Here is an 18,034-nt window from a genome sequence, read left to right on the forward strand (position 1 = left end):
GCAATGCTCAAGCCGCGAACATCCCCCCCGGCCCGCACCGCGTGAGCCGCCACCGTCGTCGAATCCAGCCCGCCCGAGAGCAACACCAGGCCCAGCCGTACGCGTCCAACCTCACCCATACCCCGAGCCTACCACCACCGCCGAACCCTACAACCTCCCCCCTCCCGCCAGCCGCTCGCCCAGGGCGCCCCTGCCCGCTCCCCGGGTTCCCCCACACCGCCCTACCGTGCCAGGAACGCATTCACGCGCTCCATGAACACCTCGAACTGATCGTGGTGGACCCAGTGGCCCGCCCGCTCGATCTCCACCGCCTCGTAATCGTGGAACGCCGAAAGGTCGGGCGGCCCCCCCGGGCGCGTCCCCCAACTCTCCCGCCCCCAGACGATCAGCATCGGGCAGCGAATCTGATTCCAGAGGTCGCGCGCATCCTCCATGTTGAACTCATAGGGCGAGCCCGCGTGCGTGTAGTTGTCGAACTTCCACGTATACCCCGCCTCCGTCGGCCGCACCCCGTGTTCCGTCAGGTGGCGCGCCAGCTCGGGTGTCAGATGCCGGTTCGCCTCGATCATCCGCTGGGTCGCATCCTCCACCGTCGGATACGTCCGCAGTTGGCGCCGCTCCAGCTCCCGCATACTCTCCACCCACTGCCGCATCCGTCGGTGCGCCGGCCTTCGCTCGCGCTGCCAGCCCAGCCCACCCAGCCCCTCGATCGTCACCAGCCGCCGCACCTTCTCCGGGAACGCGCCCGCATACTGGAGCGCCACCCCGCCCCCCAAACTGTGCCCGATGACCACGTACGGCGCCCGCCCGATCACCTCGCCCAACGCGTGGATATCCAACGCGTAATCGATGATCGAATAGTTCCCACCGATCGCCCAATCCGAATCGCCGTGCCCGCGCAGGTCCGGTGCGTACACACAGAACCGATCGACGAGCGCCTGCGCCACCCGGTCCCACGAACGTGCATGGTCGCGCGTCCCGTGGATCAAAATGAGGGGCGGCTTCGCCTCCTCGCCCCAAACCAGATAGTGCAACTTCAGACGTTGGGAAGTGTACCAGCGCGACTCGGGCTCCATGGCCGGAATCCTACCGGCACAGGCCCTCCCCGTCCCGTCAGAGCCGCGGCAAGGGAATGCCCAACGCCTCCTCCAGCTCGTCGATCGCCCGCGTCGTCTCGTCCACCTTGATCGTGTGCATCCCGAGCGCCCTCGCGCCCTTCAAGTTCGCCCCAAGGTCATCGAGAAACACCGCCTCCGGCGGCTCGATACCCAATTGCTCGCACGCAATCTCGTAAATCCGCCGCTCCGGCTTGCGCACCCCAACGATCGCCGATTCCACCACCACATCGAAGAGGCTGTGCACATCGATCCCGCTCGTCCGTCGCTGCGCCGGCTCGTCGCGGGCCACATTGTTCGTGATGCTCCCCAGCTTCACCCTCCCCCGCAGATGGCGCACCACCGCCACCATCTCCGGCCGCTCACCGAACCCCTCGAAAAACCACGCGAGAAACGACGCACCCGTCGCCCGCGTCTCCAAGCCCGCAACATGCCGGTCGAACAGTTCCGCGAACCCCTCCGGCGGAATCTCGCTCCGCTCGAACCGCGACCATGGCCCGTCCTCCGGCGCGAAAATCGCCACCCGGACTTCGTCCGGAATCCCGTGCTCGCGGCAAAACTCCTTGATGCGCGTCACCGGCGAATGCGTCAGTACCCCGCCGATATCGAAAATCGCAGCCCGATACCGTCCCATCGCAAGCCCCATCCTACCAGCCCCCTTTCCAAGGGTCCGCCCTCGCTCTGTTACACTCCCCCGGCCACGTCAGTGCACACCGCTCCGCGAACAAGGGGGGTCCGTGACCGACACCTTCGAAATCGTCTTCCTCGGCACCGGGAGCCCCCTCCCCAGCCCCGACCGCGTCGGCTGCGGCCACATCCTCGTCGCCGGCAACCAACACGTCCTCGTCGATTGCGGCTGGGGAGCCGCCCGCCGCATCCTCGCCGCCGGCATCCTCCCCTCCGTCATCGACACGGCCATCTTCACCCACATGCACACCGACCACATCACCGACTTCCCCGACTTCCTCTTCCTCCGCTGGACGTCCGGCGCACGCACCCCCCTGCGCGTCTTCGGTCCCGAAGGAACCAGCGACATGGTCGAAGGCTTCCTCCACGCCCTTCGCCGCGACATCGGCTACCGCCTCGCCCACCACGGCGAAAAACTCCACCCCGATGGCATCGTCGTCGAAGTCACCGAAATCCCCACCACCGCCCGGCCCCAGCCCTTCTTCGAACGAGCCGGCCTCCGCCTCGAACGATTCGAAGTCGACCACTTCCCCGTCGTCCCAGCCCTCGGCTACCGCGCCACCTACGATGGCCGCACGGCCGTCCTCTCCGGCGATACTGGCTTCTGCGAATCCCTCCTCCACGCCGCCCAGGGCGCCGACCTCCTCGTCTGCGAAGCCTTGAACACCGCCATGCTCCGCGAGCGCATCGCCGCCCTTCGCGCCATCGGCCGCGACCTCCAAGCCTCCCTCTTCGAAGACATCCCCAGCTACCACATCGATGTCGCCGATGTCGCCCGCCTCGCCCGCCAGGCAGGCGTCCGCCAGCTCGTCCTCGACCACCTCATCCCGCCCATCCCCTCCACCGGCCCCGAAGTCGAACGATTCATCGCCGGCATGGCTGAACACTATCCCGGCCCCATCCGCGTCGCCCGCGACACCGACCGCATCCCCGTCCCCGGAGCCACCGCATGACCCACGAAGCCATGTTCGTCGATTCCCTCCGCAATCGGATCCGCGCCATGAACCTCCTCTGGGAGCGCGCCATCGGCGACCTCACCCTCGAGCAGCTCAACCACCACGAGCGCGCCGGCGTCCTCCCCATCGCCTTCAGCTTCAGCCACTACATCCGCTCACAAGACCAATCCATCAGCGCCATCTTCCTCGGCGAACCACCCCTCTGGCAGCAGGGAGATTGGGCCAAGCGCGTCGGCGTCACCGTCGATGCCCTCGGCCGCGAAGAAACCGTCCAACAAATGGAGCACCAGCGCTTCGCCGACCTCGGCGCCTGGAAGGCCTACCAAACCGAAGTCATCGCCCGCACCGACCGCGTCCTCCAGACCATCACCGCCGAACGCCTCGCCGAGATCGTCCTCCCCCAGCTGCCGCCGCACATGCAGAACATCTTCTGCGCCCTCGTCATCGGCCCCGGGGCCCCCCTCCGCCGCCTCGACGTCCTCGAATGCTTCGTCTACCAACACGGCCTCCGCCACATGGGCGAAGTCGAACACGGCCGCGCCCTCGTCGGCCTCGGCGGCATGACCTCCTAACGTCCGCAACGTATTTACGCAACATCTTCTTGCTATCCCGGTAGAGCAAGTCCATACTTGCAACCCCATGACTGAGCGCGATGCCAAGCCGCGCGTCCTGGTCATCGACGACGAAGCCGCCGTCCGCACCATGCTCACCCGCGCCCTCGCCCTCTGGAACTACGAAGCCGTCGCCGTCGCCCGCGCCGAAGAAGGCATCGACCGGCTCGCCGCCGGCGAGCGATTCGCCTGCGTCCTGCTCGACCTCACCATGCCCGGCATCGGCGGCGAAGCCGCCCTCCACGAGATCGAACGCCGCTCCCCGGGAACCCCGATCGCCCTCATGAGTGGCTACCCCCGCGACGACCTCGCCGGCGAAGGCCGGCGCTTCCTCGCCAAGCCCTTCGACCTCCAAACCCTGCGCGACCTCCTCACCGAACTCCTCCGCTCCTGAGCAGCCCAACATCCCCCCGGTGGTATCCTGAGAACGTGCCTACCGAAGCCCGCGCCAGCGTCGACGTCAGCCCCTACTGCCCGGCCTTCCAACGCACCGTCGAGCTCATCGGCCGCCGCTGGACGGGCGCCATCGTCCGCTCCCTCCTCGCCGGGACCGAACGCTTCAGCGAAATCCTCGCCGCCATCCCCGGCCTCTCCGACCGCCTCCTCGCCGAGCGCCTCCGCGAGCTCGAAACCGAAGGCATCGTCAGCCGTACCGTCCACCCCGAACACCCCGTCCGCATCGAATACCGCCTCACCGAAAAAGGCCGCGAGCTCGAACGCATCGTCGCCGCCATCGACGCATGGACCGCCCGCTGGGCCGAACCCGACCGCCAGAACAGCTGAACTCGGCACCGTTTACAGCCCATCACACAATCGCCTAGGCTTCTCTCGCGGGGCAACCAAAGGGAGGTCCAGTGCGTACGCTCCACATCCCCCTGCTCGCCCTTCCCCTGCTCGCCCTCTCCCTGCTCGCCCCAGCCTGCGGCGGCGGTGGAGCCAACAACCGCTTCGCCGACAACCAGACCGCCACCGCCGCGCCCAACACCACCGGCACCCAAGCCCCCGGTACCGGCGGCCAACAGCCCACCAGCCCCGCACCGGCCGCCACCCCCACGCCAACGCCCGCCCGAAACCCAGGCACCTACACCGTCCAAGAAGGCGACACCCTCGGCGCCATCGCCGAGCGCTTCGGCGTCACCATCGCCGACCTCGTCACTGCCAACGGTCTCGCCGATCCCGATCTCATCTACCCCGGCCAAGAGCTCACCATCCCAGCCGCCACCACCCCGACCCCGACCCCCTGACCCCAGCCCCCACCGACCCCGCACCCCACTACCGGCGATCGTACTCCGGCAGATACGGCTTCACATCCAGCACCGGCGTCCCGTCGATCGCATCCAGCCCCCGCACCCGCAACACCAACCCCTCCCGCCCCAGCAGCTCCACCACCGAAACCCCCAGATGGTTCGGCCGCAGCTGGCTCCGCGTCGCGAAAATCCCCACCATCCGCCCGCCCGCCAGCTCCAGCTGCTCCGGCTTCACTGGCGCCCCCACCGCCACGTCCAAATAGCACACCACGAACAGAAAGCCGAACCGCTCGATCCCCTCCAGCCGGCGCTCGTGCTCCGGTTCGAACACCACCGAACACTCCACCTTCCCCCAGCCGTGGGGCCGCGGTTTACGCACCGGACTACGCACGAAACCCACCGCCCGGAGCAACACCTCCCGCGGCGGCTCCGGCCGCTCCCAATCATCCTCGCGGCCACGGCCGAAAAAACGTCGCCAATCCACCACCCACAGTCTCGCCCGCCACGCGCACTGGCGCCACCCTACCACAGCCAGGGGGTCGCCTTTCCCCACACCCATCGGCCAACGATCTATACTCCCAGCAGCCTGAATCGCAGCAATAGGAGGCATCAATCATGGCACTCGGAGGCTACGCCGGTCGCGTCGGCACCGTCGACCTGAGCGCGGGAACCGTCAGCTACGCCCCCATCCCCGAAGACTGGGCGCGCAAATACATCGGCGCCCGCGGCGTCGGCGTCCGGTACGTCTTCGAAGCCGGCCCCAACGTCGATCCCCTCGGGCCCGACAACGTCCTCTGCTTCATGAACGGCCCGCTCACCGGAACCGAAGCCTCCATGAGCGGCCGGCTCGCCATCGTCACCAAGAGCCCCCTCACCGGCACCGTCACCGATAGCCACCAGGGCGGCTGGAGCGCCGCCCGCCTCCGCTGGGCAGGCTTCGATGGCCTCGTCTTCAAAGGCATCTCCCCCAAGCCCGTCTACGCCTACGTCCACGACGGCACCGTCGAACTCCGAGACGCCAGCGACCTCTGGGGCAAAGGCATCCACGAAACCATCGCCATCCTCAAAGAACGGCACGGCGAAGAAGACCTCAGCGTCATGGCCATCGGCCAGGCCGGCGAAAATACCGTCCGCTTCGCCAGCTGGATCAACGAACACGACCGCGCCTCCGGCCGCGGGGGCACCGGCTGCGTCGGCGGCGCCAAAAAGCTCAAGGCCGTCGTCATCAAAGCCGCCCGCAACTACCCCCGCGCCGCCGACCGCGACGCCTGGCGCACCGCCCACAGCAACGCCCTCAAAAAAATCATGGACGAGGCCAACATCACCTCACCACGCAAAGGCGGCCTCTCCGTCTACGGCACCAACGTCCTCATGAACGTCACCAACACCATCGGCGCCCTCGGCGCCCGCAACAGCCAGGAAACCCACTTCGACGGCGCCGAAAAACTCTCCGGCGAATACGTCAAAGAGCACTACCTCATCGACGACCCCACCTGCCACGCCTGCCCCGTCGCCTGCAAAAAAGAAGTCGAAATCACCGAAGGCCCCTACAAAGTCAAAATGGAGTCCGTCGAATACGAACCCGCCTGGTCACTCGGCGCCAACTGCGGCAACGACGACGTCGCCTCCGTCGCCTTCATGATCGACCGCGCCAACGACTGGGGCTACGACGCCATCGAAATCGGCCAGGTACTCTCCTGCCTCATGGAAGCCACCCAGCGCGAATACATCCCCGCCGGCGAAGGCCTCGCCTGGGGCGATCGCGACGGCATGATCGAAATCATGCGCAAAGTCGCCTTCCGCGAAGGCATCGGCAACCGCCTCGCCGATGGCATCGAACCCTTCGCCCGCTCCATCGGCCACCCCGAGATCGCCATGACCGTCAAAAACCAGGCCACCCCCGCCTACGACCCCCGCGGCCTCAAAGGCATGGGCCTCGGCTACGCCACCTCCAACCGCGGCGCCTGCCACCTCCGCGGCTATAGCCCCGCCTCCGAGCTCGGCGTCATCGGCCTCAAAACCGACCCCCTCGCCTGGCAAGGCAAAGGCGAACTCCTCAAGCTCCTCCAAGACATCCACGCCTTCAGCGACTCGCTCGACCTCTGCAAATTCAGCGCCTTCGCCGAAGGCCCCGAAGAGTACGCCGAACAATACCGCGTCATGACCGGCATCCAAGACTTCGGCCCCGACGACGTCATCAAAGCCGGCGAACGCATCTACAACCTCGAGCGCTACTACAACAACCTCGCCGGCTTCCGCGAAGGCTCCGATACCCTGCCCAAGCGCTTCCTCGAAGAACCATCCAACTCCAAAGGCTCCCTTGGCCAAGTCTGCGAACTCGATCGCATGCTCCAGGAGTACTACCAAGTCCGCGGCTGGCAAAACGGCGTCGTCCCCCAAGAGAAGCTCCGCGAGCTCGAAATCGTCTGAACTTCCGAATGCCGATACCCGAACGGGGGAGGGCGAGATCGCCCTCCCCCGTCGCATGGGCGCCACCGCCAAAGCCCAACGGTCCCCTCCCCGGTTTCGCCGAGCGCGGGCGCCGCCGTAGCATAGGGGCATGCCGGCCCCCTGGAGACGCACCCGAGCCCGCCAAGCGGGGCTCCGCGCCGTGCGTCGCCGCTACCGGGCCGTCTGGCTCGGCCTCGTCATCGGCATCGCCGCAGGCCTCGGCTCCATCGCCTTCCACGAGCTCATCCGCTTCGCCACCGACCACCTCCTCGGGAGCATCGCTGCCTACCACCCGCCCGAGCCCCTCGGCGAAGGCGGCAGCCCCGCCAGCGGCCCAGAGCGCGCTTGGGCCCTGCCCATCGTCATCGCCCTCGGCGGCCTCGCCAGCGGCCTCCTCACCACCTTCCTCGCCCCCGAAGCCGCCGGCCACGGCACCGACAACGCCATCCGCGCCTTCCACTGGCGGAGCGGCCGCGTCCCCTGGCACGTCGTCCCCATCAAGCTCGTCGCCTCCGCCGTCACCATCGGCTCCGGAGGCGCCGCCGGCCCCGAAGGCCCGAACGCCCAGATCGGCGCCGGGTTCGGCTCCGTCATCGCCGACCGCCTCGGCCTCGAGCCCGCCGAACGGCGGCGCGCCATGGCAGCCGGCATCGGCGCCGGCATCGGCGCCATCTTCCGAGCCCCCCTCGGCGGCGCCATGATGGCCGCCGAAGTCCTCTACCGGCACGACCTCGAAGCCGACGTCATCCTCATCTCCCTCATCAGCTCCATCACCGCCTACGCCATCTTCGGTTCCTATACCGATTTCGAGCCCATCTTCGGCGGCGCCGCCGGCTTCGACTTCTCCCGTCCCTCCGAACTCCCCTACTACGCCATCCTTGGCCTCCTCGCCGGGCTCGTCGGCCTCCTCTTCGCGCGCGGCTTCTCCGCCACCGAAGCCCGCTTCGAACGTCTTCCCCTTCCAGCCTGGGCCCGACCCGCCCTCGGCGGGCTGCTCGTCGGCCTCATCGGCATCGCCGCACCCGAAGCCATCCACATCGGCTACGGCTGGGTCCAGCAAGGCTTCACCCCCGAGGGCATCATGGCCTTCTCCCCCTGGCTCCTCCTCGCCCTCCCCTTCCTCCGCATCGTCACCACCTCCCTCACCGTCGGATCCGGTGGCTCCGGCGGCATCTTCGGCCCCGGCATGGTCATCGGCGGCATGCTCGGGGCCGCCTACTGGCGCCTCGGCCACGAACTCCCCGGCTTCCCCCAAGAGCCCGGCCCCGTCGTCATCATCGGCATGACCGCCATGTTCGGCGCCATCGCCCACGTCCCCCTCGCCATGCTCCTCATGGTCGCCGAAATGACCGGCAACCTCTCCCTCCTCGCCCCCGCCATGGCCGCCGTCGCCGTCGCCACCCTTGTCGTCGGCGACGAAACCATCTACCGCCAACAGCTCCCCACGCGCGCCGATTCACCCGCCCATCGCCACCGCTTCGCCTTCCCACTCCTCTCCGCACTCCCCGCGCGCCAGGCCGCCATCCCGCTCGTCGAGCTCGATCCCTTCGAATCCTGCCAAGCCGCCGCTGCCCGTCTCCGCGAAGCCGGCGCAAGCTACGCCACCACCCGACTCGAGCACGGCCGCCTCGGCGAAGTCACGCTCCCCCGCCTCGAAGAAGGCGGCAACGAGCCCGTCTCCGCCCGCGCCACCCCACTCCCCACCGCCGTCGACGCCGATTGGCCCCTCGACCGCGCCCTCGATACCCTCGCCGAGCACGAACGCCGCTGGCTCCCCGTCGTCGATGGCAGCCCCACCCATCGCCGCCTCCTCGGCCAGATCGATACCCGCGCCCTCCTTCGCTCCTACCGCCGAGCGGCAGCCAGCCAAGTCCGCCCCCTCGGCACCATCGCCGACAACCTCGAGGCACTCGACGGCGTCCTCCCGGCCGGCTCCCCCCTCGCCTTCCGACGCCTCGCCGATGTCGCCTTTCCCCCCGGCGCCCGCGTCGCCGCCGTACAACGCGACGGCGAAACCCTCCTCCCTCGCGGCGAGCTCATCCTCCTCCCCGGCGACCGCGTCACCGTCACCTACATCCCTCGTGCCCGCGCCACCGTCCTCGCCCTCTTCGAAGACGGGCCCCCACCCCCTCAATCCCGCGCGTAGCCGCCCTCGCGCAGCCGCCGCCACACCTCGCCGCTCGACGAATACCGCTCCATCAGGTACGGATAGACCGCCGGAATATTGAACAAATACTCCATGCACACCTGCGAGAGGTAGCGATCTACCACGACCGGGTGCACGTCAGGGTCCACCAGGTCCAGCTGCAGTCCTGCCTCGTAGCCGCCCGCAGCCGCCGGCATCCCCGCTGCCTGCTGCATCACCAGGCCCTTCGCCGTCAGCGAATCGACCGCCGCCCGAATCCGAGCGCGAAACTCCGGCACCACCCGCACCCCGTCGCCCGCCAGATACGCCCCCCGCTCCCCCGTCGCTTCCAAACTCGCGACCACAGCCACCACATGATCGACGCGGAACGTATCGCTTCCCGCCGCACGCGACGGCGGCAACCCCACCGAAAGCACACCCAGCACGATGCGCTCCAGCGGATCCAGGTCCTCCGGCTGATAAGCAGGCACAGCTACAGCGTAGCGGAGGCAGAGTGGACGGTCAGGTCAGCCCGCTGGCCCAGCCCTACCCCGAGAACGCCAGCTCAGAAATTCAGATAGCGGGCCGGGTCCACGAAGCCACCGTTGTAGCGAATCTCGAAATGCAGGTGGTGGCCCGTCGTGAAGCCCGTCAGACCCGTCAGGCCGATCGTCTGGCCCGCGCTCACCGCCTGCCCGGGCACCACATCGATCTGGCTCATGTGCGCGTAGAGCGTCGTCCATCCCCCGCCGCAGTCGATCACCACGTAGTAGCCATAGCTATACGTCAGGTACTCCGTCCGGCTCACCACGCCATCGCACACCGCGAACAGCGGCGACGGCCCGAAGCCGTACAGATCCAGGTCGATGCCCGTGTGGTACGAGCTCCCCCCGCGTGGCGTCCCGAACGGATCGCTCACCCCGCGCCAGGCGGCCAACGGGAAATTCTTGAAAATCCCGCCCGAGGATGGCGCCGGCGCCCCACCGGCCGACGGACCCGAAGGAACACCCGGCATCGCTGGCGCCTGCGGCGGCGGCGGAGGCGGTGGCGGCGGCTTGATCTTCGCACCCACCAAGAGCAGCATCTTGCCCGCCTCCAGGTGGTTCGGGTCCGTGATGTTGTTCGGCTTGTATTCGATCACCGCCGCAGCCGTGATATTGTCGTACTGCGCGACGATCGCATCGACCGTCTCCCCGTAGGCCACCTTGTGCAGGATGCCATCCTTCCGCGGGATGATGAGCGTCAGCCCCTTCGGCAACAGATTCGGGTTCGAAACCGTCGGGTTGTTATCCAAAAGCGTCTGCATCGAAATCCCGAACTTCGCCGCCACGCCCGAAACGGTATCCCCAGGCTGCGTCAGGTACTCCACGATCGGGCTGCGCGGGTCGATGATGTCCGCCAGCGGCTTGATGCCCGCCCCCACCTCACCCGACGTCGCCGCCGCAGCCGTCACCCCTGCCGAAAGCGAATTCACCGGCGAAATCCCGCCCACCGCGCGCACATCCAGCGATTCCGTGCGCGACGCCACCGCCACCACCGAACCGAGCGTCTGCACCGTCGCGCCCGGACGGAAGACCGTCGTCCCGGGCCGCTGCGCCGCCGTCGCCACGCCCGAAAAACTGAAACTTGGGACAGAAAGAGAAACCGAAGCCGAGGAGCGCGTTGGGAACCGGGCCGCCGAGACGACAGCTAGCAGCGCCAGGATCATCACCACCGCATGAACCATCATCCGGCCGTGGCGCCTGCCGTGCGCGTGGGATCGAGCGCGGGTACCTTCGATTCCCATAAGAAAGATGCTGTCGCGCTGGCAGCGAGCGCCGGCGCGGGCTGAGCACAGCCGAAGCCTGCTCCTCTCCTCCTTTCCTGGCTATCCCGGCCATCGCTGATAGCCGGGGAGCGGGACCACTACAGGTTTCCCCTACAGGTCCGATTTCAGGCTGGCGAGAAACTCCTCGTTATTGTTCGTCCGCGCGAGCCGCTCGAGCAGCCGTTCGGTCGCCTCGAGCTGGTTCGGCGAGTTCTGCGAAATCATAGCCGTCATCCGCCGCACAAGCCAGACGCCCTTCAACGTTTTTTCATCCAGCAACAGCTCCTCGCGCCGCGTCCCCGAAGCCTGAATATCGATCGCCGGATAGAAGCGCCGCTCCGCCAGCCGCCGGTCCAGCCGCAGCTCCATGTTCCCCGTGCCCTTGAACTCCTCGAACACCACCTCGTCCATCCGCGAACCCGTATCCACCAGGCACGTCGCCAGAACCGTCAGCGAGCCGCCCTCCTCGCACTTACGCGCCGCACCGAACAGCCGCTTCGGCGGATAGAGCGCGATCGGGTCCACGCCGCCCGAGAGCGTCCGTCCACTCGGCGGGAGCGCCAGGTTGTAGGCCCGCGTCAGCCGCGTGATCGAATCGAGCAGAATCACCACGTCCTTCCCACCCTCCACCAACCGCTTCGCCCGCTCGAGCGCCATCTCCGCCACCCGCGTGTGGTCCTCCACCGGCTCGTCGAACGTCGAACTCACCACCTCGCCGCGCACGCTCCGCTGCATATCCGTCACCTCTTCCGGCCGCTCGCCAATCAGCAGCACCATTAGGTGAACATCCGGATAATTCGTCGAAATCCCATTCGCAATGTTCTTCAGGAGCATCGTCTTGCCGGCCTTCGGCGGCGAAACGATCAGTCCCCGCTGCCCCCGCCCGATCGGCGCGATCAAGTCGATGATCCGGTGCGTCAGGTTGTCCGGCGTCGTCTCCAGCTTCAGCTGCTGATACGGGAAAATCGCCGTCAGATTCTCGAAGTGCGGCCGCCGCTTCGCCGTCTCCGGGTCCATCCCGTTCACAGCCTCGACCTTCAGCAGCCCGTAGAACTTCTCGTTGTCCTTCGGATGCCGAACCTGCCCCGTCACATAATCGCCCGGTCGCAGCGCGAACCGACGCAGCTGCGACTGCGAAACATAAATATCGTTCGGCCCCGGCAACATCGAGGGACCCCGCAGGAACCCATAGTTCCCGTCCGAACTCACCTCGAGGAAACCACCACTGAACACATTGCCACGCGCTTCCGCCTGCGCCTGCAACAGCCGAAAGACAAGGTCGCCCTTCCGGAGCGCATAGATGTCCTCCAGCCCCATCTCCTCGGCGATCGCGATGAGTTCCTCGCGCGACTTCTGCTCAAGCTCCGCGATGTTCAGCGGCGGCGCCCCACCCTGCGCGCGTTCCTCCCGCGCGATCTCCCGCTCCAACTCCCGCTCCAGCCGCTCGCGCGCAAAATCGCGTCCGCCAAACTCCCGCTCCCGCCACGAACGATCGTTCCGGTTCTCCCGGTCGCGCCAGCGCCGCTCGCGGCGCGCAGCCTCCCGCTCCTCCCGTCGCGCATCCTCCCGCCGCGCATCCTCCCGCCGCGCGGCTGCCTGGTCGCGCCGCACGATGATCTCCGGCGCAGCCGGCTGCTCCCGTTCCGCCGCACCCTGCGAATCACGCCGGAAAATGCGCGTCCGCTGCGGTTCCGGCGCTGGCACCTCGGCCGCCTGGGCCGCCTCGGCCGCCGGCGCCTCGGCCGCCACTGTCGCCGGCCTCTCCTCCTGCCTCACCCCCGCGTTCGCTCCATTCTCCACCGCCGCCGCCGCTGGAGCGGCTTCCCCTAGGGTGCTCTCGCCGTCCGCGCCCTCGGCCGTGGCTGCTCCAGCAGCCCGCCCGCGCACTCTCCGCCGCGGCGCCGGAGCCGCCTCCGGCCTCGACTCGGCGGCCTCCACCAGAGGAGGCGCCGGATCGGTACCCGCCGGAGCTCCATCGGCCGTGCCCTCCGCCACCCCTTCCGGCGGCGGCTCAGGCTTGCGGCTCCGCGTCGCGCGGCGCCGCGTGGCCGGTGCCTCCGGCGCGTGTCCATTTCCGCTCGTAGATGCTTCGGTCGTCGCGGTCAGTTCGTTGGCTTCGGTCTCTTGCAAGGGTCTTCCCGTGTGCGTGTCGATTGGCGCCCGAGGATCGAGGTGGTGGGCTGACGCTGCGGTCGATTCGCTGATGTTCCGCGTTTCGGTTCAGGGCTCGCGCTGAAGCTCGGACGAATGGGGAGCTGGATCACGCCACCATCCGTGGCGCCGTCCCTTCCAGCACCCTCACGATACGACGAACCGCCGCAACGGTGCAACAACCCTGCGCCACCTCCCGCCTATCCCACCAGCCGAACACCCCACTCGCCACTGCAGCCCCCCGCTCCACCAGAAGCCACGCACCGGTCGCCCGGCCCCCTCAGGCCGTGACCCCCGCACCGAGAAACTCCGCGAACACCTGGCAATGCTCCAGCGGAAACTCCGTCACCCCCGCGTGCGCACCGTCCAACGTGCGCAGCTGCGCCCCGGCGATCGCCTTCGCCAACGCCTCACCGTGTCGCCGCGGAATGAGGATGTCCTCGGAGTTCGTCACCACCAGCGTCGGCGCCTTGATCCCACCCACCCGGCCGCTCGCATCGTGCTCCAGAATCGCCCGCGCCTGCCGGATGAACGCATGATCCTGCTGCGCGTACGGATTCTGGACGCTCACCGCGACCGCCCGCTCGTACCGCTCCACATCGTCGAACAGCGCAGCCGTATACAGAAACGGCGCCAGCGCGCGCACGAACCCCTCCCGCGAAATGTTCGTCCGCCGCACCGTGATGAACGACTCGATAACCGCCCGTACATACCCGTCCGGCTTCGCCGTCGTCGCCAACAGAATCAACCGCTCCAGACGATTCGGGTGGCGGAGAGCGAACTCCTGCGCCACCATCCCGCCCATCGAATAGCCCAGAACGTGCGCCTTCTCCACCTTCAGCGCATCCAGCAGCGCCGCCAAGTCATCCGCCATCCCAGCGATGCTGTACGGCTTGTCCGGAGCGCCCGTCCGCCCCGCCCCGCGGTTGTCGTACACAATCACCCGAAAATGTTTCGCCAACAGCGGCAGCTGCGGCGCCCACGCCTGCAAATCGCTCCCCAAACCCCGGATGAGCACCAACGGCTCCCCAGAGCCAACCTCCTCGTAGTACGTGATGATGTCGCGCGTGGGAACGTAAGGCATTCGCGGTCCAACCTCGGGCGCACGGAACTTCGGCAGCATCATAGGGCCAACCACCCCAACGCGCCCCCCAAGCGTAGAATCCCCCGCCATGGCATGGCTCGAACGCCCTACCGCACGAATCTGGTACGAAACCCACGGCCCAACCGATGCCCCACTCGTCGTCTTCGCCCATGGCCTCGGCGGCAATCACCTCTCCTGGTGGCAGCAAATCCCCACCTTCCTCGATGCCGGTTACCGCTGCCTCACCTTCGCCCACCGCGGGTTCGCCCCATCCCAACAAGAGGGGCCCGAACCAGGCGCCCGAGCCTTCGCCGACGACCTCGCCGCACTCATCGACACCGCCAATCCCACCGGGTCCGTCACCCTCGTCGCCCAGTCGATGGGCGGCTGGACGTGCCTCGCCTTCGCCCTCGCCAACCCCACACGCGTCCGCGCCCTCGTCATGTGCGATACCCACGGCGGCTTCTGGTCACCCGAAACCGCAAGCGCCTGGTCCGCAAAGCCGCCAGCCGCAGAAGCCGAACTCCTCGCACGCGGCATCCACCCTGCCGCCGGCGAACGCATGGCCCGCGAACAGCCCGCACTCCATTACCTCTACCGTGGCATCGATGCCCTCGCCACCGCCCTCGACAAAGAAACCCTCCGTCGCCAGCTCGGCCAACTGCGCACCATCGCCCCGGCCGACGTCGCCCGCCTCGACATCCCCGTCCTCTGCATCGCCGGCGAAGAGGACATCGTCATCCCGCCGGCCGCCGTCGAAGCGTTCGCCCGCGCCGTGCCCAACGGCACATTCGTCACCGTCCCCGCCGCCGGCCATTCCGTCTACTTCGAACGGGCCACCACCTTCAACGCCATCGTGCTCGACTACCTCCGCGCCCACCCCTGACCAGCCCCGAACCAGATCCCCACGATCGCAACCCCACGACACGATGCCCCCTCCGCCAGGAGCGCTCGGCCGGCGTCACCCCTCGCCCCTGACCCCCAAAAACCCGCCGCCAACCTGCTACCATGGAAGGCGAGACCCGCATCGTGCGGAAATCAGGAGTCCCTCTTGGCGTTTGCCGATAAACAAATCAGCTGCCGCGATTGCGGCAACATCTTCGTCTTCACCGCCGGTGAGCAAGAGTTCTACGCCAACAAAGGGCTCATGAACGAGCCCACCCGTTGCCCCTCCTGCCGCTCAGCACGCCGTTCTAGCCAGAGCTCCCTCGAACAAGCCGACGGCTACGTCCGCTACGGCAACTTCGCCAGCTTCGGCGGCAAAACCCCGCGGCAGATGCACCCCGCCTCCTGCGCCGAATGCGGCCAGATGACCGAAGTGCCCTTCGTCCCCCGCGGCGAACGCCCGGTCTACTGCTCCACCTGCTACAGCAAGCTCAAGCCCCCGCGCGAAGAAGTCGCCCACCAATAACCGCATCGCGCCAGCTTGCGGAGGCACAGCCCATGCCAGCTGAACCCCTCCTCCGCCAACTCTCCCGCATCTACGGCCAGCCGCTCGACTCCCCAGCCAGCGCGCGCCAGGCAGTCGAAGCCGCCCCCGAAACCCTCGCCGCCGCCCTCGTCGCCGAAGCCGCCGAAAACGACGACGTCGCCGACGACCAAGCCGCCCTCGCCTACTGCGAAGCGCGCCTCGCCGAGCTCGCCGACCTCACCGGCCAGGCCGCCCCCGCCATCCGCGCCGCCTGCCGCGCCCGTATCGCCCGCTGGGCCACCCTCGGCTAACCACCCACCCTCCCGGCGCCTATAATCAGCCACCCCTCGGGAGGAGACAGCACATGCCCACCTACGAAACCGTCCTCTACGAAATCCCCGCCCCGGGCGTCGCCCGCATCACCCAAAACCGCCCCGAAGCACGAAACGCCCAAAACTACCAGCTCACCTACGACCTCAACGCCGCCTTCGACGAGGCCGCCGCCGACGAAACCGTCAAAGTCATCATCCTCGCCGGCGCCGGGCCCCACTTCTCCGCCGGCCACGACCTCCGCGGCGGCGGCCCACCCCTCGCCAACTTCCCCACCGTCGGCACCTGGCGCGAATTCGGAAAAAAAGGCGCCGAAGGCTACATGGCCGTCGAAGAAGAAATCTACCTCGGCATGTGCCGCCGTTGGCGCAACATCCCCAAACCCACCATCGCCCAAGTCCAAGGCAAATGCATCGCCGGCGGCCTCATGCTCGCCTGGGTGTGCGACCTCATCGTCGCCAGCGACGACGCCATGTTCTCCGACCCCGTCGTCCAGATGGGCGTCTGCGGCGTCGAATACTTCGCCCACCCCTGGGAACTCGGCGCCCGCAAAGCCAAAGAAATGCTCTTCACCGCCGATTGGGTCACCGCCGAAGAAGCCCACCGCCTCGGCATGGTCAACCACGTCGTCCCGCGGGCCGAACTCGAAACCTTCACCCTCGCCCTCGCCCAGAAAATCGCCGAAAAACCCTCCTTCGCCCTCAAACTCGCCAAAGAAGCCGTCAACCAAACCCTCGAAGCTCAGGGCCAGTGGCAGGCCATGCTCGCCGTCTTCAACCTCCACCAGCTCGCCCACTCCCACAACCAGGAGCTCTTCGGCATGCGCATCGACCCCAGCGGCATCCCCGGCGCCGTGCGGCGCGACCGCTGAGCCACAACCAGCCCCCGGCCCCCTACCGACCCGCCAGCCAGGCCACCTGCGCGCTCTCCTCCAGCGCCGTCACCCAGTGGAGCGCCTCCCACAGCGTCGCGCCCCGCGCATAGGCCCCGTGCCCGCGGAGCATCACCACCACCGCCTCCTGCAGCGCCGCCGCCACCTGCGCCACCTGGTTCGGCCCCTGGTCCACCACCGGCACCGCCTTCAAAAAGTGCAAACCCTCGAAATCCATCGGCACGAACCGATCGGTCCCGAAGCTCAGCGCGATCGCGTGCCGCGGGTGCGCATGCACCACCGCGCCCGCCCCCGTCATCGCGTAGATCGTCGCGTGGAGCACTGTATCGCTCGATGGCGGCGGGCCGGACGCCGTCCCGTCCGCCCGCACATAGGCAATGTGCCGTTCCCGCAGCCGCCCCAACATCGTCCCCGTCCCCGTGATCCACATCCCCGTCCCCTCACGGACGCTCAAGTTCCCGCCATGGCTCGAAACGAGCCCCAGCAGGTAGAGATCGCGCCCCACCTCCTGCATCGTCGCCAGCACACGCTCCGGCACCCCCGCCATCCTCGCCCCCTCAGAACAGATTCGGCAGCGCCGCCGTGCCCCCTCCATCGACCTCGATCCGCTGCCCCGTCAAGTAAAACGCATCGTCGCTCACCAAAAACCGCACCACCTTCGCCACATCCTCCGGCTGGCACACCCGCCCGAACGGCGACCGCTGATCGATCTCACGCAAGCTCTGCACCCCCTGCGTCGCCCGCGCCAACCGCGAGCCCATCTCCGTCTCCGTCAGCCCCGGCGCCACGATATTCACCCGAATGTTGTACCGCCGCTCCTCCCGCGCCAGCGTAATCGCCAACGCCTCCATCGCCGCCTTCCCCATGTTGTACGGCGCCCCGTTCGGCGCCAGCATGCGCGCCGCCACGCTCGAAATCATGATGATGTCCCCCCGGGGGCGCGTGCGCATGCTCGGCAACACCAACTTCGATAGAAAATGCGGGCCGAACGCGTGCGTCCGCACCACCCGCTCCAACTCCGCCGGATCCGTCTCCGCCACCCCGAGCCCTCGGCTCGCGATGCCCGCGTTGTTCACCAGAATATCCACATAACCGAAATCCGCGACCACCCGCTCCACCATCGCGCGGTCCTGCTCGAAGTCATCCACCGAGGCGCAATACGCCTTC

At 67.9% G+C, this 18,034-nt stretch carries 19 protein-coding genes and 1 pseudogene; 11 read left to right on the forward strand and 9 right to left on the reverse strand.

The window, feature by feature from the left end:
* Nucleotides 1-221 precede the first annotated feature (221 nt).
* Both VAE53_RS06730 and VAE53_RS06735 read right to left on the reverse strand, forming a co-directional pair.
* Nucleotides 222-1,076, reverse strand: coding sequence for an alpha/beta hydrolase (locus VAE53_RS06730; RefSeq protein WP_322818599.1), 855 nt, complete (start codon nt 1,074-1,076; stop codon nt 222-224).
* A gap of 37 nt (nt 1,077-1,113) precedes the next feature.
* Nucleotides 1,114-1,749, reverse strand: a complete 636-nt coding sequence (locus tag VAE53_RS06735) for an HAD-IA family hydrolase (protein ID WP_322818600.1) — start codon at nt 1,747-1,749, stop codon at nt 1,114-1,116.
* 103 nt (nt 1,750-1,852) lie between these two features.
* On the opposite strand from VAE53_RS06735, the gene VAE53_RS06740 reads away from it, so the two are divergent.
* The 5 genes and pseudogenes from VAE53_RS06740 to VAE53_RS13195 form a co-directional block, all read left to right on the forward strand.
* Nucleotides 1,853-2,755: an MBL fold metallo-hydrolase gene (locus VAE53_RS06740; RefSeq protein WP_322818601.1), complete on the forward strand. Its 903-nt coding sequence runs from the start codon at nt 1,853-1,855 to the stop codon at nt 2,753-2,755.
* Complete coding sequence (locus VAE53_RS06745) at nt 2,752-3,330, forward strand: hypothetical protein (protein ID WP_322818602.1); 579 nt, start codon at nt 2,752-2,754, stop codon at nt 3,328-3,330. Before VAE53_RS06740 ends, VAE53_RS06745 begins: the two co-directional genes overlap by 4 nt.
* A 67-nt stretch (nt 3,331-3,397) precedes the next feature.
* Nucleotides 3,398-3,763: a response regulator gene (locus VAE53_RS06750; RefSeq protein ID WP_322818603.1), complete on the forward strand. Its 366-nt coding sequence runs from the start codon at nt 3,398-3,400 to the stop codon at nt 3,761-3,763.
* A gap of 35 nt (nt 3,764-3,798) precedes the next feature.
* A complete protein-coding gene (locus VAE53_RS06755; protein WP_322818604.1) occupies nt 3,799-4,152 on the forward strand; it encodes a helix-turn-helix domain-containing protein in 354 nt (117 codons plus the stop codon).
* Between the two features lie 251 nt (nt 4,153-4,403).
* Nucleotides 4,404-4,613, forward strand: a pseudogene (locus VAE53_RS13195) (LysM domain-containing protein); the annotation flags it as partial.
* A 28-nt stretch (nt 4,614-4,641) separates the two neighbouring features.
* Here VAE53_RS13195 and VAE53_RS06765 read toward each other — a convergent pair.
* The gene (locus tag VAE53_RS06765; RefSeq protein ID WP_322818606.1) at nt 4,642-5,100 is read right to left on the reverse strand and encodes a TrmO family methyltransferase; all 459 of its coding nucleotides are present in this window, start codon (nt 5,098-5,100) and stop codon (nt 4,642-4,644) included.
* A 131-nt stretch (nt 5,101-5,231) separates the two neighbouring features.
* On the opposite strand from VAE53_RS06765, the gene VAE53_RS06770 reads away from it, so the two are divergent.
* Entirely contained in the window at nt 5,232-7,046 is a 1,815-nt protein-coding gene (locus tag VAE53_RS06770) for an aldehyde ferredoxin oxidoreductase family protein (RefSeq protein WP_322818607.1), read from the forward strand.
* A gap of 130 nt (nt 7,047-7,176) precedes the next feature.
* Nucleotides 7,177-9,213, forward strand: a complete 2,037-nt coding sequence (locus tag VAE53_RS06775) for a chloride channel protein (RefSeq protein WP_322818608.1) — start codon at nt 7,177-7,179, stop codon at nt 9,211-9,213.
* Here the strand turns inward: VAE53_RS06775 and VAE53_RS06780 are convergent.
* The 4 genes from VAE53_RS06780 to VAE53_RS06795 form a co-directional block, all read right to left on the reverse strand.
* On the reverse strand, nt 9,198-9,683 hold the full coding sequence (locus VAE53_RS06780) for a hypothetical protein (protein ID WP_322818609.1): 486 nt from the start codon (nt 9,681-9,683) through the stop codon (nt 9,198-9,200). The genes VAE53_RS06775 and VAE53_RS06780 overlap by 16 nt on opposite strands.
* A gap of 74 nt (nt 9,684-9,757) precedes the next feature.
* Nucleotides 9,758-10,801: a peptidoglycan DD-metalloendopeptidase family protein gene (locus VAE53_RS06785; protein ID WP_322818610.1), complete on the reverse strand. Its 1,044-nt coding sequence runs from the start codon at nt 10,799-10,801 to the stop codon at nt 9,758-9,760.
* A 309-nt stretch (nt 10,802-11,110) separates the two neighbouring features.
* Nucleotides 11,111-12,376, reverse strand: a complete 1,266-nt coding sequence (rho, locus tag VAE53_RS06790) for a transcription termination factor Rho (protein ID WP_336624112.1) — start codon at nt 12,374-12,376, stop codon at nt 11,111-11,113.
* Between the two features lie 1,054 nt (nt 12,377-13,430).
* Nucleotides 13,431-14,234, reverse strand: a complete 804-nt coding sequence (locus tag VAE53_RS06795) for an alpha/beta hydrolase (protein WP_322818612.1) — start codon at nt 14,232-14,234, stop codon at nt 13,431-13,433.
* Between the two features lie 88 nt (nt 14,235-14,322).
* Between VAE53_RS06795 and VAE53_RS06800 the strand changes: the two genes are divergently transcribed.
* The 4 genes from VAE53_RS06800 (at nt 14,323) to VAE53_RS06815 (ending at nt 16,846) form a co-directional block, all read left to right on the forward strand.
* Nucleotides 14,323-15,120: an alpha/beta hydrolase gene (locus tag VAE53_RS06800; protein ID WP_322818613.1), complete on the forward strand. Its 798-nt coding sequence runs from the start codon at nt 14,323-14,325 to the stop codon at nt 15,118-15,120.
* A 165-nt stretch (nt 15,121-15,285) separates the two neighbouring features.
* Nucleotides 15,286-15,645, forward strand: coding sequence for a zinc-ribbon domain containing protein (locus VAE53_RS06805; protein ID WP_322818614.1), 360 nt, complete (start codon nt 15,286-15,288; stop codon nt 15,643-15,645).
* A 32-nt stretch (nt 15,646-15,677) separates the two neighbouring features.
* The gene (locus VAE53_RS06810; protein WP_322818615.1) at nt 15,678-15,956 is read left to right on the forward strand and encodes a hypothetical protein; all 279 of its coding nucleotides are present in this window, start codon (nt 15,678-15,680) and stop codon (nt 15,954-15,956) included.
* A gap of 53 nt (nt 15,957-16,009) precedes the next feature.
* Entirely contained in the window at nt 16,010-16,846 is an 837-nt protein-coding gene (locus VAE53_RS06815; RefSeq protein WP_322818616.1) for an enoyl-CoA hydratase, read from the forward strand.
* Between the two features lie 22 nt (nt 16,847-16,868).
* On the opposite strand, the gene VAE53_RS06820 is transcribed toward VAE53_RS06815, so the two are convergent.
* Nucleotides 16,869-17,405: a class II aldolase/adducin family protein gene (locus VAE53_RS06820; protein ID WP_322818617.1), complete on the reverse strand. Its 537-nt coding sequence runs from the start codon at nt 17,403-17,405 to the stop codon at nt 16,869-16,871.
* Between the two features lie 19 nt (nt 17,406-17,424).
* On the reverse strand, nt 17,425-18,034 hold a 610-nt coding region (locus VAE53_RS06825), incomplete at its 5' end, for an SDR family oxidoreductase (RefSeq protein WP_322818618.1).

The organism is Tepidiforma sp. (assembly GCF_034432735.1).
Lineage (GTDB): Bacteria > Chloroflexota > Dehalococcoidia > Tepidiformales > Tepidiformaceae > Tepidiforma.